Annotated in this window: 11 protein-coding genes and 1 pseudogene; 2 read left to right on the forward strand and 10 right to left on the reverse strand. The window is 60.5% G+C overall.

The window, feature by feature from the left end; translation table 11 throughout:
- The first annotated feature begins 123 nt into the window (after window positions 1-123).
- A complete protein-coding gene (locus ACQKJZ_RS13445; RefSeq protein WP_427731515.1) occupies window positions 124-693 on the forward strand; it encodes a hypothetical protein in 570 nt (189 codons plus the stop codon).
- 353 nt (window positions 694-1,046) lie between these two features.
- On the opposite strand, the gene ACQKJZ_RS13450 is transcribed toward ACQKJZ_RS13445, so the two are convergent.
- The 7 genes from ACQKJZ_RS13450 to ACQKJZ_RS13480 form a co-directional block, all read right to left on the reverse strand.
- Window positions 1,047-5,291 (reverse strand): strawberry notch-like NTP hydrolase domain-containing protein, encoded by a 4,245-nt coding sequence (locus tag ACQKJZ_RS13450; RefSeq protein WP_291550353.1) that lies wholly within the window; start codon window positions 5,289-5,291, stop codon window positions 1,047-1,049.
- 120 nt (window positions 5,292-5,411) lie between these two features.
- Entirely contained in the window at window positions 5,412-6,086 is a 675-nt protein-coding gene (locus tag ACQKJZ_RS13455; RefSeq protein ID WP_164521305.1) for an RES family NAD+ phosphorylase, read from the reverse strand.
- Window positions 6,086-6,853: a hypothetical protein gene (locus tag ACQKJZ_RS13460; protein ID WP_125961478.1), complete on the reverse strand. Its 768-nt coding sequence runs from the start codon at window positions 6,851-6,853 to the stop codon at window positions 6,086-6,088. Before ACQKJZ_RS13460 ends, ACQKJZ_RS13455 begins: the two co-directional genes overlap by 1 nt.
- 91 nt (window positions 6,854-6,944) lie before the next feature.
- The gene (locus ACQKJZ_RS13465) at window positions 6,945-7,787 is read right to left on the reverse strand and encodes a DUF7146 domain-containing protein (protein ID WP_125961479.1); all 843 of its coding nucleotides are present in this window, start codon (window positions 7,785-7,787) and stop codon (window positions 6,945-6,947) included.
- A 41-nt stretch (window positions 7,788-7,828) separates the two neighbouring features.
- Window positions 7,829-8,263: a hypothetical protein gene (locus ACQKJZ_RS13470; RefSeq protein WP_125961480.1), complete on the reverse strand. Its 435-nt coding sequence runs from the start codon at window positions 8,261-8,263 to the stop codon at window positions 7,829-7,831.
- Window positions 8,260-8,946, reverse strand: coding sequence for a ParA family protein (locus ACQKJZ_RS13475; protein ID WP_125961481.1), 687 nt, complete (start codon window positions 8,944-8,946; stop codon window positions 8,260-8,262). Before ACQKJZ_RS13475 ends, ACQKJZ_RS13470 begins: the two co-directional genes overlap by 4 nt.
- A 563-nt stretch (window positions 8,947-9,509) precedes the next feature.
- Window positions 9,510-10,787, reverse strand: coding sequence for a hypothetical protein (locus ACQKJZ_RS13480; protein ID WP_125961535.1), 1,278 nt, complete (start codon window positions 10,785-10,787; stop codon window positions 9,510-9,512).
- 108 nt (window positions 10,788-10,895) lie between these two features.
- Here ACQKJZ_RS13480 and ACQKJZ_RS13485 point away from each other — a divergent pair, with 108 nt between their 5' ends.
- Window positions 10,896-11,780 (forward strand): lytic transglycosylase domain-containing protein, encoded by an 885-nt coding sequence (locus tag ACQKJZ_RS13485; protein ID WP_125961482.1) that lies wholly within the window; start codon window positions 10,896-10,898, stop codon window positions 11,778-11,780.
- Here ACQKJZ_RS13485 and ACQKJZ_RS13490 read toward each other — a convergent pair whose 3' ends face one another.
- From ACQKJZ_RS13490 to ACQKJZ_RS13500, 3 genes and pseudogenes are all read right to left on the reverse strand, one after another.
- A complete protein-coding gene (locus tag ACQKJZ_RS13490) occupies window positions 11,781-12,677 on the reverse strand; it encodes a replication initiator protein A (RefSeq protein WP_125961483.1) in 897 nt (298 codons plus the stop codon).
- A gap of 393 nt (window positions 12,678-13,070) precedes the next feature.
- Window positions 13,071-14,342, reverse strand: a complete 1,272-nt coding sequence (gene repC / locus ACQKJZ_RS13495; RefSeq protein ID WP_164521306.1) for a plasmid replication protein RepC — start codon at window positions 14,340-14,342, stop codon at window positions 13,071-13,073.
- A gap of 512 nt (window positions 14,343-14,854) precedes the next feature.
- Window positions 14,855-15,096 (reverse strand): annotated as a pseudogene (locus ACQKJZ_RS13500) (hypothetical protein); the annotation flags it as partial.

The raw sequence follows: 15,096 nt of genomic DNA on the forward strand, positions 1-15,096 counted from the left end.
CGCGCCGTAGCGCTTCCTCGTCGTCTTCATTCCCGTACCAGTCCTTCAGGTCAGGAGTAGCTTAACACCCTGTCCAGAAAACCGGCACCACCTCAGATAGCCCTCACTGCGCTCGAGCTGGCGTTGAAAGACCAATATGGCCGAGCCGTTCCGCCGATTTCGGCCAGGAAGGTCAAACCGGGATCGGCCGATCCAATGATGGCCAATTCTCCACGCCATTCCTTCAAGGCATTGCTGCGCCACATGGTCGAGAAAGACGGGCTGACAGACGACCTTATCCCAATGATCGTGCGGTGCGGTGGCAAAGCAACTGGTCAGTTGATCGGCGAGGTGCATCCCACCCTAGACGAGCGACGCAATGCCATGGCCCATGGCGATCCCTTCGACGGCATGCCGACGAGCGGCCTTGTCGAGCTGGTGCGCGATCTCATCACTTACGCATATCGCGGGCATCTTGCAGATAAGGCGTTGGCGTCCGGCGAGCCCCCTTCAGTCCACCCCGCCTGCAACAAGCCATTCGTAAGCATCCGTGGAGTTTGGAAACACTCTGGTGTCCCCAAAGCTTGCCGCCCGCTTCTGCTGCATGCCCTGCAAGCTGGTAGCGACGACATAGGCCCGTTTGTCATTGGTTCGGAACAGCTCGCGATGAGCAGCAGCGAACCGGTCCGCGAGCGCTTGCGTCATCACGCTTGAGGTGGTGAGGTCTACGAGAATTCGAAGCGGGCGGGCCGGATGCCGGACCTGTCTTATGAAGCGACCGTAATCGAGAAGGAAGGCCTCCGCGTTTTCGATAGACCAGAAGCCCACCACGGTGCAGACGATCACTCCATCGGCTGTGTAATGAAGCTTATAAAGACATTCACCATTCGGACGGGCAACGACCACATCGCAAACGTCGGTTGCTTCGTCTGCACTCATGCTTCAGTCCTCGCGGTTTTATTGCCATCGATCAACGTAGCACAAAAAGAAGTAGTTTAAGAGATCGACATTAGGCGAAGGCACGGGACAGCGGTCGATACACGCATCCCGTACCCGGCCCTCCGGTCCTAGCGTTGCCCTGTCGAAGGGTCGGCGCTTCCATCGCGCTGCAAGAGCGTGCCAATGATCTGCGCGGCGCGCTCGACGGGGATAAAGACGCGGGTGCGGTACTGGATGATTTCGGTGAAGCATCCGAGCGATTTTACCCAGGCCAGCTGCTCATGCGGCACGCCGCCGAGCTCGACGCGCGACTTGCCGTTGACGAGCGCACGCTTGATGGTTGCCGGGAAAGGATAAGCAATGTCGACGCTGCCACCCGACAGGACAGACCTGGCGATATCGGAGGGTGGAAGCGCGCCAGCCTGGTCGATGCCGAGCTTGTTGAAAAGGGCAACGACGTGGGAGTCGAAAACGAGCCTGCCAAGCCAGGTTCCGCCCTCGCCATCGACGATCCGGTTGACGACGAGATGATCGGCAGGAAGTGCGGACCAGATCGGCAGCAGAAGACCGGTCGCCAGGCGAATTGTCTCGGTGTCGACCGTCGCTGAAGCTTCCGCGACCGCTTCAACCCAAAGCACGCTGAACGTCTCTTCATCAACCGTCTCCCAGGCGCTTTCGAAAAGATCAGCTTCGCGCAGATATTCTTTGCGCGTTGGCCGATGCAATTCGATCCGCGATATGGGTATGCCGTCATCACCCATGCCGGAGCGTGCGCGGGTTCTGAGCGCCACCTTCGATGACCGGCTGTTGCGTAGAAAGGCCGCCGTGGGATCGTCAGCAGCAAGGCGCAGGATGCGTTCGAGCGAAACCGGATGCCGTCGACGTTCGATTTCGAGGGTGAGCAGGTGCGATGTGGCGCCGCTCAAGGGGTCCGTCCGAAGAACGCGATCCTCGAGAACCGTCGCTTTGTCGACGAGGATGGTCTCGACCCCAACGTCGAGCGTCCCTGCCTCGCGGGCGGCAGCAATCCGGGTTTCCACGAGGGCCAAAAACTCATCGAAAATGCGGTTTTGGAGATCGATCGGCAGCGCGAGGAGCCGGTTCAACCATCGCTGGATTGGCGGCATATCATCCTTGAGCACACCATCGGAATTGCAAAGCTCCAGGCCGGTTCTGCTTTGAAAGTCGTCAAGCGTGGTACTGGTGAGTTTCCCGGCGTGCAGAAGATCGAACCAGGTAAGAAGGGCGGCGCAGGCATATTCGCTCTCGAGATTGTCGGAGGGGTCGAAGAGGTTCTGCCCACCGGTCTGGCGCTGACCCCGTGTAAGCGCCCCCAGCGTGTCAAGGCGCCGCGCAATTGTGCTCGTGAAGCGCAGTTCCCCGCGGCAGTCTGTCGTGACAGGGCGAAACAATGGCGGGCAGGCCTGATGGGTGCGGTGCGTGCGGCCCAGCCCCTGGATCGCCCGGTCCGCGCGCCAGCCTGGTTCGAGAAGCATGTGAACGCGTTGTTGCTGATTTTGGGCGTCGAGAGAGGCATGATATGAGCGCCCTGTCCCGCCTGCATCCGAGAAAATGAGGATGCGCTTGCGTCCCTCCATGAACGCGGATGCCTCTGCCTGGCTCGTGCGTACCGAGCGGGATTCCAGCTTCTGCCGCCCGCCAGCGATCGGCACGAGGCGCTTGGTGCGCCCTGTGACTTCTGCCACGGCATCTGTGCCGAAATGCTCGATGAGCGCGTCGAGCGCCGACATGATCGCCGGCATGGCGCAGAGCTTCTCGATCAGCTGGTCGCGCGCTGCTTCGGCTTCGGGATTGTAGATGGGCTGTCCGTCGTCGCCGACCATCGGAAGCGAGCGCGCCGTGCCCGTATCGTCCGTAAAGACGCGCATCTGCCGCGTCGGAAATGCGCGCTCGAGATAGTCTATCACATATTCCCTGGGCGACAGGTCCACTTCGAGGTCAGCGCGCTCATCCGGGCTAAGGTCGCCGAGCCGGCGATCGAGAATGGATTCGGCGGTCGTGACCAGCTGCAGGACCACCGAGGCCCCTTCAGCAAGGTGCCTTTCCACCGCTGCGATGACGGTGGGAAGCTTCATGCTGAGCAGAACCTGCCCGAAAAATCTCTGTTTGGTGGATTCAAGCCGTGACCGGGCCGCGGCCTTGGCACCGCTGTTGAGGGTCGCGTTCTCGATGCCGTCGACGACCGCGGTCAACTCCAGTGCCCGCTCCATGTTCTGATGGATGATCGCCCAGGCCTCGGCGTAGAGGCCGTAGATCGCCGTCTGCTCCGGCGTCAGGCTATGACGCAGAATGTCATATTCCACTCCGGCGAAACTGAGGGCTCTTGCGGTGTAAAGCCCGGTTGCCTTCAGGTCGCGGGCAACCAGCTCCATCGCGGCAATCCCTCCCTTTCGGATACCACTGATGAACTGCTCGCGATCGGGAAAGGCCGTCTCAGGTCCCCAAAGCCCCAGTCGCACGGCATAAGCGAGATTGTTGATGTCAGATGCGCCGGTTGCCGATGCGTAGAGTATGCGTGCGCCGGGAAGGTTGTTCTGAAGGAGGACACCGCAGATGCCCTGCTGCGAGCCTTTCTTCGCACCAAGGGCCCCCTCTCCTCCGGCCACGCCGCCCATTTCGTGCGCCTCATCAAAGGCGATGACCCCGTCGAAGGCCTCGCCGGCCCAATCGAGTAGCTGCTGCAATCGGCTGTTCTCGCTGCGTGCTGAACGCAGGGTCGGATATGTCACGAAGATAACGCCCTGATCGAGCCGGACCGGTTCGTCGATCTTCCACGCCGTCAGTGGCTGGATGTCGGCGGCCAGGCCACCGAGTGCCGTCCAGTCCCGTCGGGCATCCTCCAGAAGCGGCTCATTCTTGGTGACCCAGATGTGCCTTCGGCGACCTGCGAGCCAATTGTCGAGTATGCAGGCAGCGATCTGGCGCCCCTTCCCCGCACCAGTGCCATCTCCCAGATAAAAACCCTTGCGGTACGGACGGCCATCATCGGACACCTCCAGCCCGACACCTTCCTTGGCCGGAAGGAAGCATCCCGGCAGCATTTGCGCCCAGGCATCACCTGCATAGATGACGGTCTCCAGCTGAGAGGATGAGAGGAGCCGCTCTGAGACGGTTCGTTCGGGCAGGCGCGGAACGTGCCGCGGGCGCGGGGCCGGTATCGACCCCATAGCCACAGATTCGACCAGAGCGGTGGGATGCTCGCCCGCATTTCCGAAAGCGATGCGGCTTGGCCGGTAGGGAAGATAGACCCCCGCCTGCTCGGCCAGAGGGGCTGGCGCCTCCAGCACCGTATAGGCGATCGGGAGAACGTCGTTTCGCGTTGGTGCGTAGAAGGGTCGAGGTGCCGCTGGCCGGCTGCTACGCGCCGCTCGAAAGAGAGATATGCCTCGACCACCCTTGGCCGGTTTTGCCGCCACCTGTTCCGTCACTGTGCAGCGTGGGGCCGGAACAAGATCGAGCAAATCCTGCACGTCCGAACGCTGTAGTGTCTGTGGGACGCTGCCGCCGGCGACCTTGTCGATCACGAACAACCGGACCGTGATCGAGGTGCCATGGCGCGTGTAGCATCGCTCGAGACGCAGCGATGTGCGGATGGTGACATCCCGCAGCGTTGTCTCGAAAAGGTCCCGCATGCGCGCAGATGGTCCAAACCAGTCCGGCATGATGGCAACAATGCGCCCGCCTGGTAAAAGATGGCGCAACGCTGCCTGAAGATGCCTGACAGCCGCGTAATCGTCCGCGCCCCGCCCCAGCGAACGCGAAAATGGCGGGTTCATCATGATCAGTGTCGGTCGCGGCGCTCCGCCAGGAAGAGACGCGATAGATGCGCCATCGACACCGGTCACGACAGCGTCGGGAAAGGCCCGGACCAACCTGCGGCGGCGGTCGGGATCGATCTCGTTGAGGTGCAGTGCTGAGACCGTCCCCAATTGCGCCGCGAGCAGACCGTTACCGGCACTGGGCTCAAGCACGACATCGGTGGGTTGCGGGGAAGCGAGCCAGGTCGCGAGCGTCGCCAGGTCGACCGGGGTCGAGAATTGTTGCCATTCGACCTGGGTCTCGCTTCTGACCGTGTGCGTCGGCATCCGCGCCGCTAGTGCTATCGCGGACAGCAGACTCTCGCTCGACGGCGGACATTGCTGCCCGCGCAAGTGCGTCACCAGCGCGAGCTCGAGGAGTTCGAAGCTCTCCCGTTGGGTCCAGCGGCCGTCGGCGTCGGTGCCACCGAAGCCAGCGGACATGGCGGCATTTATCTGGGCCCGGGTTATGCTTGTTTGCGCTGAAAAATGCTCAAGAATGCTGCGCACGGCTGCGCCCTCGGCATCTGGCGATGCCGCGGTGAGATGGGTCATGTCGAAGTCTCCGGTTCGGCCGCTCCTTCGGCGACCTTACCCCTTCGACCCCCCTTCCCTTTTTGACGCGCGAACGGTCAGGATCGGGGTATCTGGCGCGAAAACCGGGCGTCGAGCGCGTCAGACGTCCTCATATTCGATCGACAGACTCCCCGCCAAAGTCCGAATGTCGTCATGGCATGGGCTCTCCGGGACGAGGCGGCTCGAGATGTGAGAAAGGGCCCCTGCGGGCAGCCGGTCCTCGAACAGGACCACGGCATAATCCGGTCCGTACTGGTAGGAACTATAGTATATCCCATGAGCGCCTGGGCATTGCGTGTGGATTTTCTCGGCCCACGCCCGTGTCGTGGGATAGGTGCTTCGCGGACCTGCAAGCAGAGCGTTCCCATCCACACCGATCTTTCGCTGGCCGGCAATGGTGAGGCTGACGAGATTGAGCTCAATGTCGATGCGGATCACACTATGGCTGCAATCGCGAAAATCTGCCGGGTAGACGATCTGGAAGGGTGGCAGGCCTGTCGCAGGATCAATCAGCGGCACATCGGGAGAGCGCAGAATCACCTCGCAGACCGCGCAGCCGAAGGTCTGCGCGCCATAGATTGTCGGGATGAGCGCCCCTGTATCGGCTCGGATCGGCGAGAAACGGGCATTCCCCCGATCGGTATTGTTGAACTGGGTCGAACCGAACGCATTGGGATGAATGCGGTGAAGCTCGGTGCCGACGGGCAAAGCGACATAGTCTTCCTTCCCGACCCGCATAGTAGCTGGTTCAGGAATGGTAATGGCAAACGTCATCAGCCGTGCACCACCGGCTCGATCTCCCTTTCGAAGGCCGCGACCACCGCCTCCCCATCAAGTGCCAGCGCCTCGGCAGGGCTCGCGTCAAAGTCGAGATGCGGGCGGGTGAGCCAGTGGAGGAGCCTGAAGTCGCTCCAGCCCTCAGGCTTGCGAGCGATCAGCTGGGCGATCTGCGGGTATAGCCGGCGTCCTTCGACATCGAACTGAAAGAGCGGATACGCAGCACGTCCCTCGATCGAAAAGCGCAGCAGCTCCTTCTTGTCCTCACGGCGCTTCATGGTCGCGGACGGGTTCGTGGCCGACAGCCCGAGCAGTTCGCATGCTTCCGCTTGGTCGACCATCGATGTGCTCGCTAGGATCTTCTCCTGGATCCGCGCCCGATTGAGAGCAGCCTGCAATTTGGGGTCCTGCCCCGTGGCAAGGCTCTCCCGTAGCATCACGCGATAGGCTCCTACGACTTCTTCAATCTCCTGAGAGAAGCTACGACTGAAGACCTCCACGGCTGCATTGCGGAGGGCTTCATTGACTGCCTTCGTCGTGCCATCTCCGTCTCCCCCGGCTTTCGAGGCACGCGAGGTCGCCGCGAGCTGGCGCCGCAGGATCTTTACGTCGGCCTCGATGGGCCGGATGAGGATATCGAGCGCAATCGAGCCGACATTGGCTGCCTCGACGGCAATGTTTCCTGACGCGTAGATCCGGCGCGCGCGCCGCGCACCACCGCGCACCTGCTCGGTTTCATTCGGAACTGACGTAGCGGCTACCATGGCGAATCCTACAATTGATAGGCTTTTGCGTTTCTATAGCACTTATATCATGAGGCTCGCGCCCATTTCAAGGTATGAGACAGCCAGCGTCTCATCGGCTTTCCTCGATCTCGAGGAGCTGAGCCCAGTCCTTCACACGTTGCGGAGGCGGCTGCCGGCAGATCGTGATCCCTGGCTGACTGTACACCTCGATCGCCCGAGCAGAAGCACGCCGCCCCTCTGCATCGTTGTCCTCGGCGAGGATCAGAGTTCGAATACCCGGCGGTATCGCGAGCTGATGCATCCGACGGGCACCTAGCGCGCTCCATGTCGGAACGCGGTGGAGGCGTTGGAACGCTACTGCGGTTTCAAAGCCCTCGGCGATCGCCAGCTCATGATCAGGCCGCTCCCCGTGCCATGCGCCATTTCCAGGGCGCCCGAGCATGAGTTTTTCCTGGCGCCGGGCGGTTTGTGGATCGAGGAAAATGCGCTGCAAGGCCACCAGGGCATTTCTCTCTCGAACAGCGACGAGCAGAGCAGGCCGATAGACGGTCGAAGGGCGTGGCCCTAACGGGCACCGGGCAAGATAGCGAAGATCGTTCGGTCTGCCGAGGTGGCGCTGCGCTAGATACCGAGCGGGTAGTCCCTGGTCGACAGGCGAAGCCCTCTCCCACAGGCGTTCGACATTCGCGGTCCCTGTTGAAATCAACGCACGCGGGCGATCGAAGCGCTCTCCTGCAGGAATCCTGCGGAGCTCACGCAGGATATCAGAGGGCTCACACCCGGCAAAGCAGGTGACCAGAAGGCCTCGGTGTCCTTGGCGGAGTGAGAGGCTTGGCGTCGTATCGGCGTGAGCAGGACATTGGCACATGGCGACGTAGCCGTGCCATTGGCCGCCCAAGGCTCCAACTATGTCGACAAGGGCCTGGCTGGGACGAAGAGCGGTAATGGGCATCGCAAAGTCTCCTTCACGATGCGCGGCCCCCCTCCCCTTTCTTACTGCCCCTGATCGCCGCCATGCTGTTCATAGACGTCGAGCAGCATCTCCAGGACATCGGCAAAGGTCTGGCGTGGCCTGGCGTCGCGCAGTTCGTAGAGCTTGTTGGCGACGTCCTGGCTGACTTTGATGTTCATGGGATAGAGGCGGTCACTTGGCGGGCGTCCACGACGCCGAAAGCCCGCAGGATCAACAGCCACGACGGCGACCGGTGTTGCCGGGGCGGGCGGCGTTACGGTTGTATCGGATGCCGGCGGGGGCACATCGGCCTGAACTGAAGCCCCCTCCCCTTCTCCATCATCCCGCACCGAGGCAGGATCGCGTGACGGGAACCCATGATCTTCGCTCAACTGGCGCAAGAGTGCGAGATCGGGCTTCTCGCGCTTCTTGGGCTTCGCGATATCATCGAAGCTGAGCTTGGCTCGTTCGCTCATGCGGCCTTCTCCTCGGCATTCTGCTGACGCAGCCGTTCGATAACGGCCGCTGCATAGGCAGCCGAGTTCTCCTTGGCCGCCTTGATGTTTCCAACGCCCTTCACATCGAGCGTGTGGAGCGTGCCGCCGGTCGAGAACATCGTCCGGTAAGCTTCACGGTTAAAGACCGGGACCGGCAGGACCGGCACTTCGTTATCGGCGAACTGGGCCTCGATATCGCTATAGTTGAGCGAGCGCAGAGCTGGCGGGATCTGGGTAAAAAGGATCGCGTGGTCGATCGTGCGCCTCGAACTGCGCGCAGCGCCGCGTACCAGCAGAATGGCGCGCGCGGCTTGTTGGGCATCGAGATGCGAGCCCTTGCAGGGAATGATCACGAGATCTGCCATACCGATCGCGAAGGTGACCGTGGCAGTCGCTGCGCCTTCAAGATCGACAAGAACGAAGTTCGCCTCGTCTTCCCCCTCTTCGATCAGATCACCGATATCATTCTCGCTGCGGCAGGACACGACACTGATGTTGTCTGGTCGTCCGGGCATTTCGGACCATGCCTGCAGCGGCTGATTGGGGTCGGCATCGATGATGCGCACCTTGCCACCCTGATCTGCGATCTCGCCAGCAAGGAGCAGTGCTGCGGTGGTCTTGCCGACGCCACCTTTTGGCGACACGAACGCTACAACGGCCATAGCTTCATTCTACCTTTCCGATAGCGATCGAGTAGACCGCAGACAGCCTTTTGATAGCAACGAAATTGCGACTCTGTGGCTGCAAACGGCCTATCGAACAGGCACCAAATAGGCTGGGCCTATCTAGCAGATTGCCAGTTTCTCGCTGCGTTATAGCCGCAAGACAGGCAGGCGCAAGCCATAATCAACCCGCTCCGCAGCAACAATGCGCCTTTCTGCTATCTTTACGCCGCCCAGATTGCAGCCGCAAGACTGCCGCCGGGTTGCAGCTCTAAAGCTTTCCACAAGCCTCCTAGAAGCATGCGCGCAGCCACAATAAAGCTACCCGACACCTATCGCCTATTTATGCGCTACATTTTAGACAGCTACAATATAGCCGTCGGCTGCATCACTGGCAATGATGGGATGCGAATTGCACGGCCCACTCGAATTTTAGGTAGCCAAAAACAATATCAAATCAACACCTGACATCGCCATTAAGTAGCAACCATCGGTCCCACAACCGCGAAACAAGAGCGTTGGGCTCGGTCAACTGGATGGAACGGAAACGGAGGGGAGGGGGCTTACAAAAGCCGAACGATCTCATCCAAGGCTATTACCAGCCCAGAACCTTCGACATCGTCGGCACCAACCGGAATCACGCGCCCAAACTGCTCCAGTTGCTTCTGCCGATCAGCGTTCATGGCCGCATTGGGATAGATCGCCGAACAATCCACGCCAGCCTCAAAAACCTCACCGGTCGCAAGGGACCGCGCCTCCAACCAGATATCGGGCCGACAAGCGCCCAACGGGGTCAGGCGGTCGAAGATGGGCCGCTCGAGAAGAAGTTGGACCCGGCGTCGCAGCAGCGATCGTTGGTAGGCCAAAAGGCGATGCAGAACGGACCTTTCTTGCTCACTCTCGACCGGAACAAACCTGTGCCCAGAAAGGATCGGCTGCGCATAGGCGCGCAACGGGACAAAGCCTCGCCGTTCCGGATATTCGCCAATCACGACGATCACCAGATAGGGTCCTTTAACCGGCGTGTTTCGCAGGGACGGCGACTGAACACGATTAGCGATCCTGATCGGCTCGGCCCCGGCGGCAAACACCTCATGCCCCTTGAACTCCGTCGCGAAGAGGAAGAGGAACCCTTGCGCCGCGTGGCCTCTGGGCCAGCGACCAGATAACGCCCGCAATGTGGCATAGGCCCGGCGACTGTGAAGCGCCTGGCCATGGGTCCACATCACCTGATCGAGCCCGATCCCTGGCGCCACCTCAATCTTGCCAGCCACCCGCCAGAGCGAGGAGAACTCGTGCGTGATGGAACCCGGCTCGCTGCCAAACCTATGGCGACCAGCCAGATCGAGCAGCCTCCACAATAGTCGGGCCAGACGAGGCACCGAGCCTTGACGCGATCGATCATCCGTCGCGGCGTGATCCGGCGCCTGCGCCAGCTTCTCCGGCGCAGGCCTTAGAACCTCGAAATAGGCTGGGGCTGGAACGCTAGCGGATTGAGGATGCCCGACCTCCGACAATCGATTGGTCGCCTGGTCACGAAAAAAGGGACAGTCCAATCGATGGACTGGCCGGGACGCCCCCGTAAGACGGCGAAGATAAAAGGTTTCCGCTTCCGACAAGAATGCAGGGGTGAGGATCGGGGGTGGGGCATCCTCGCCCAGACAGTCGCATCCGATCCACTTGCCACCGACGCGGGCTTGCTGGACCAGCAGGATACCTGCCTCTTCGTCGCCCCTATCTCCAATCCCGATATACCAGCGCACCAGGGCCGTTCGAAGCGGGGAGGGGAGGGCAATCCGCTCCCCGGACAGGCCATCTGAATCACGATCCACCAGCCACATCGCGAACGCTCCATGCTCAACCGGAAAATGCTCGAAGAGCGCAGATCGATTGACAAGCAAAATGAGGCTGGGGTCCACTTTGCCAAGTTTCCAAAAAAGGGGAGTTAGATGCGCTCACTGTTCCTCATGCAGCTAGCCGGCATGATCACCCTATCCGCTTTCCCCATTGCGTCAGATGCCCAGGAAGCCCGTCCTTACACGCGAAGGACCGTCATCACATTCCCGTCGACCCCGGAAGGGCAGGGGAGCGGAGCGCAAAATGAGCCAGACAGGGGCAGAGGCGCCTTTCGGGTTCATGACCTCAGCCGGCAATGGGTCGAATTTCAGATGGAGCGCGCATTTCCGGAGCAAGAAGATCCGTCAGCAGGAGAACGGCAATCACTGCCGATCACAGTCCCACCATCCACCTCGATCGCGGTTCCGCCCTGGATGCTCGGGCAAGATAGCCCTCAGAGCGCAGCGCTGCGATACACGCTTGGTTGTGGAGGCGCGTCCTATCAGCCAAGCGGACTGCTGCGCCCTGCAGAAGAGCTTCGGCGCCAAAGCTACTTTGCGCTCATGAGCCAGATCGCCTGCGCTTACGGGATCCCGGTCAGCCTCTTCGACGCAATGATCATTCAAGAGAGCCGTTACGATGCCGCGGTGTTTTCTCCCAAACAAGCCTTTGGCCTTACCCAGCTCATGCCGGGGACGGCCACAGGGCTCGGGGTGAATCGCTACAATATCGAAGAGAATTTGCGTGGCGGGGCAGCCTATCTGCGCCAGCAGCTCGACCGGTTCGGCGCGTATCACCTCGCTTTGGCTGCCTATAATGCAGGGCCGGGCCGGGTGCGAAACCGTCAGGTTCCGCCATTCCCCGAGACGCTCGACTATGTCGCGACCATCCTCTCCAACTGGACAAGGCTTACCGGTGCACAGCGCCGAACAACGCTGATAGGGGAGGGGGCTCAATCCGTCAGACTTGGCCGCAGCCCGTCTGTTTCCCGGTTCTGATCAGGCAGCGATTGCGGTGTAAACCGAAGGCAGAATGGCCACCGGATCACGCGGACGTTCCGCTAAGGTAACGATGGTCTCCGATGCCTTCGCGCGCTTACTGGTCCCATCCATGTTTTCGCGGACAGTCACGGTATATTGGGGGAGGGCGTTCTGCTCCTCCATTTCCATCAGCTGGGCCTTGAACTTGCGGATCGCGGTGCGCGTGCCAACGGCGGCGTAAAGCTCGTCCAGTGGAACCGCATACGGGCCTTCATCACAATGGGAGCGCGCGATCTCGTAGATGCGCCGTTCGATCAGGCCGAGCCGGAAATAGTCGTGATGGTAGCTGTAGATCTGCTGATCCCGCTGAATGGCGCGGAAGAGAAAATCGCACAGGCGCAGCTTGACCGCGCGCAGGCGCTCGATCCCGCTTGCCGAACCATCGTCGTAAACGGCTTGCGCATTTTCGACCCAGGAGAACCAGCCACGGTGAATCTGCCCGCCCGTTTTCAGGTTCGTCTGTATCTGGGTGCCCTGCAGCCGCGAGAGCGCTTCATTGAAACGGTCGTAATTGCGCTTGCCGGGGTTGCGCGTACCGGTTGCCCGGAAAAAATCATGGGCTGTGAACACAATCTCCTGCGTCACCTCTTCACCGCGGCGCATGCGCTCGCAGATGAGCGAGGCTCCGTAGAGCAGGATTTCCTTGTCATACATGGTGGCGATACCGCCGCCGCCGGCACGGATCTTGATGGAGGTACTGCCGACGCTATGTTCGATCTCGTCGAGCTGAGTTTTCTTCTCGAGAGCGAAGAAGGGGAAATCCATGATGGATCGTTCACCCCGGATTTCGCCTCTCAACGGACAGTCCAGCGGCAAGACCCCCTGCTGTTCGACGTTGTTGCGTACCTGAGCCATTTGTCGGGAGTCCTCCGTGGGCTCCATTTCTACCGGTTTGTCAGCGCCACGCCTAGCACCTGCGGGTGGAAACGTCCGCGAAAGCACTAGAATTGCCCAATTTACCCCCAGCCAAGCGTCCCCAAAAACACGGCCTGCCGAGTGATAGCGCCGAGTCTCCCATGTAAAAAGTCAGGCATCACCGAAAACTACTAGTGCTTTCACGGACGATCTGGCGGTTTCGACGCGCCAGGTGGAATCGCGGCGGGACCCGCTTAGTGCTTTCGCGGACGCTTTGAGCCATGGACCAGTCCCGCTTCGTGCTTTCGGGGACGATTTGCGGCCGAGCAGCCGATAAACCGGAAGGGACGAAAGAGAACAGATCTTCAGTTTCAATAGGTTACACATAATTCATCACGCGAATTGCGAGGATGCTTCGCGAAGGCCATGATAGGTCTTCCCGAGGTGCAATGCGCCGGAAAGCGCCTTGTCGCTCATCCCACGCAGATAGGCACCGGGCCGCCGAACCTCGCCGCTCATCGATTTATAAACGGTCGCGATGACGGCTGCGGCGGCTCCATGCTGCCCCATGATTCGGCAAGCTTCCCGCCAAGCATGAAGACTGATCGCATGCTGTCCGACGAGATTCTCAGCGATGCTGGTGAGGCGGCCCCAGGCTCTCGGGCCAGGCTCCAGATCCCAGATCAACTCCGGGCATGCCTTTGCGACAAAGCCAGGATCCACACCATGCCGTTCCAGATCCTCCTCGACCGCGCTCTTTGACGCGAGATGGGCGACATCCCAGGCCTCACTACTCCTTCCTGGAAAGCCATTACTCGTAAATCCGTTAGGAGTTTTAAGTTGGGTTGTAGTTGTAGAGTGAACGAAATCTGCTTCGTGCTTGGGTGAAGGATCCATAGATTCAAAAGGCGCTGTGCTGGCTCCTCCAACAGGCTTTTCTGCGGCTAACGCCGCGTCCACGTCCGCCTGAAATGCGTCAATCCGCTTGGTAAGCAAGGCAACGCATCGCACAAGCTGATCAATGTCCCTGCTGCCGCGAATATGCGACACAGCCATGCGTACAAGCTCGAGCTCGTGCTCTGTATCGACGTCCGCCAAACCATTATGGAGGCAAGCCTCAGCAAGCATCCGGGCTCGTCGACGCAGCGAAGAAATTACACGCCGAAGGCGGTCGATTTCGCGGTCTTCAGCCTCGCCTTGGGCAGCAATCGCCTCGAACTCCTGCGCGCGAGCGGCGAGGGGGCTGAGATCGAAACCATATCCCCACAGAATTTTGCCGTCGGCCGACCGCAACCCGCCACGATGGCCATTGGCGCTGTCGCGGGGGGTAAGGAGGCCGTGCTCGACTGCGGCACGCACATAGTTTTGCACTTGGCGCACACTCACACCGAGCTTGAGCGAGAGCGTTTCGTTACGCGGCCAGACACACGGGATCTGGCCCGGGGCCCAGTCCTGCGATCGCGAATAGGCGACCAGGATGTCCATCAACGCAATCACATTGCGTGGTACGCCCATATAGGGCGCGGCGCGTTTGAGTTTGTTGAGCAGGCGAGACGGGGAGACCCCATCCTGCCCCTCGAAGCCCTTGGCGATCTTCTCGACGATGGCGTTGAATTGACCGTAGCGGCGCAGACCGCTCGGTTTGAAGGGCGCAAGCTCCCCCATTCGGCACTCCCTATCGGGATGCCGTTCGGACATGACTATCCGCTGCGCGAAACGCGCTTCGAACTTGTCTGGATCGGGGAACTGGGCTAAACCGTCCTTGCTACAGTGAGTTTATCTCATCCCCGAAAAGCCCGGCCTCGTGCCGGGTTTTTCATGTCGTCACGGCAACTCCATCGCACTGTGATTGAAGAGCGTCGGGCGCGAGTGCGGGCGCGACCGGGCTCTCCGGTCAGCGCAGCTCGAACCAAATCGGGCAGAATCGCACTGACGCAGATTCGCAGCGCCACTGTTACCGGGCGACAACGATTCTGCGAGCGCGAGGATTCGTGCTTTCACAGACGAACGCAGTGATTTTGCAGACTTATTTTAGTGCTTTCGGGGACAAATGGCCGCCATTTAGTGCTATCGCGGACACTAAGCCTCTTAGTGCTTTCGCGGACGGTCGGGCCATCCAAGTCGCATTCAAATATTCGCCTTAGTGCTATCGCAGACAGATTAAGGCTGTTGGTAGATTACCCTCTAAGATCGTAGCGATCCTCGAATATCTGTTCACGACGGCGCATGACATCGGTCACTTCCTGCACCATGCGTTTGATGACGACGGTCTTGAGCCGCGGCGCCCATTCCCTGCGAACTTCTGATCCATCCAGGCCGTCAATTGGACTTGCCCCGCTTAAGTGGAGAGGCATTTGCTCAGCGTGACGCGGTTCGTTCGAACTGCGCGGGGCTGATGTAGTCGAGCGCGGAGTGACGC

Origin of the sequence: Sphingomonas sp. NPDC019816 (assembly GCF_050274375.1) — a bacterium.
Lineage (GTDB): Bacteria > Pseudomonadota > Alphaproteobacteria > Sphingomonadales > Sphingomonadaceae > Sphingomonas.

Bases quoted from the DNA above. Each gene is read 5' to 3' on its own strand.
- ACQKJZ_RS13450 (WP_291550353.1), bottom strand. From the start codon at position 5,291: ATGACCCATCTCACCGCGGCATCGCCAGATGCCGAGGGCGCAGCCGTG.
- ACQKJZ_RS13455 (WP_164521305.1), bottom strand. From the start codon at position 6,086: ATGACGTTTGCCATTACCATTCCTGAACCAGCTACTATGCGGGTCGGG.
- ACQKJZ_RS13460 (WP_125961478.1), bottom strand. From the start codon at position 6,853: ATGGTAGCCGCTACGTCAGTTCCGAATGAAACCGAGCAGGTGCGCGGT.
- ACQKJZ_RS13465 (WP_125961479.1), bottom strand. From the start codon at position 7,787: ATGCCCATTACCGCTCTTCGTCCCAGCCAGGCCCTTGTCGACATAGTT.
- ACQKJZ_RS13470 (WP_125961480.1), bottom strand. From the start codon at position 8,263: ATGAGCGAACGAGCCAAGCTCAGCTTCGATGATATCGCGAAGCCCAAG.
- ACQKJZ_RS13475 (WP_125961481.1), bottom strand. From the start codon at position 8,946: ATGGCCGTTGTAGCGTTCGTGTCGCCAAAAGGTGGCGTCGGCAAGACC.
- ACQKJZ_RS13480 (WP_125961535.1), bottom strand. From the start codon at position 10,787: ATGTGGCTGGTGGATCGTGATTCAGATGGCCTGTCCGGGGAGCGGATT.
- ACQKJZ_RS13485 (WP_125961482.1), top strand. From the start codon at position 10,896: ATGCGCTCACTGTTCCTCATGCAGCTAGCCGGCATGATCACCCTATCC.
- ACQKJZ_RS13490 (WP_125961483.1), bottom strand. From the start codon at position 12,677: ATGGCTCAGGTACGCAACAACGTCGAACAGCAGGGGGTCTTGCCGCTG.
- repC (WP_164521306.1), bottom strand. From the start codon at position 14,342: ATGGGGGAGCTTGCGCCCTTCAAACCGAGCGGTCTGCGCCGCTACGGT.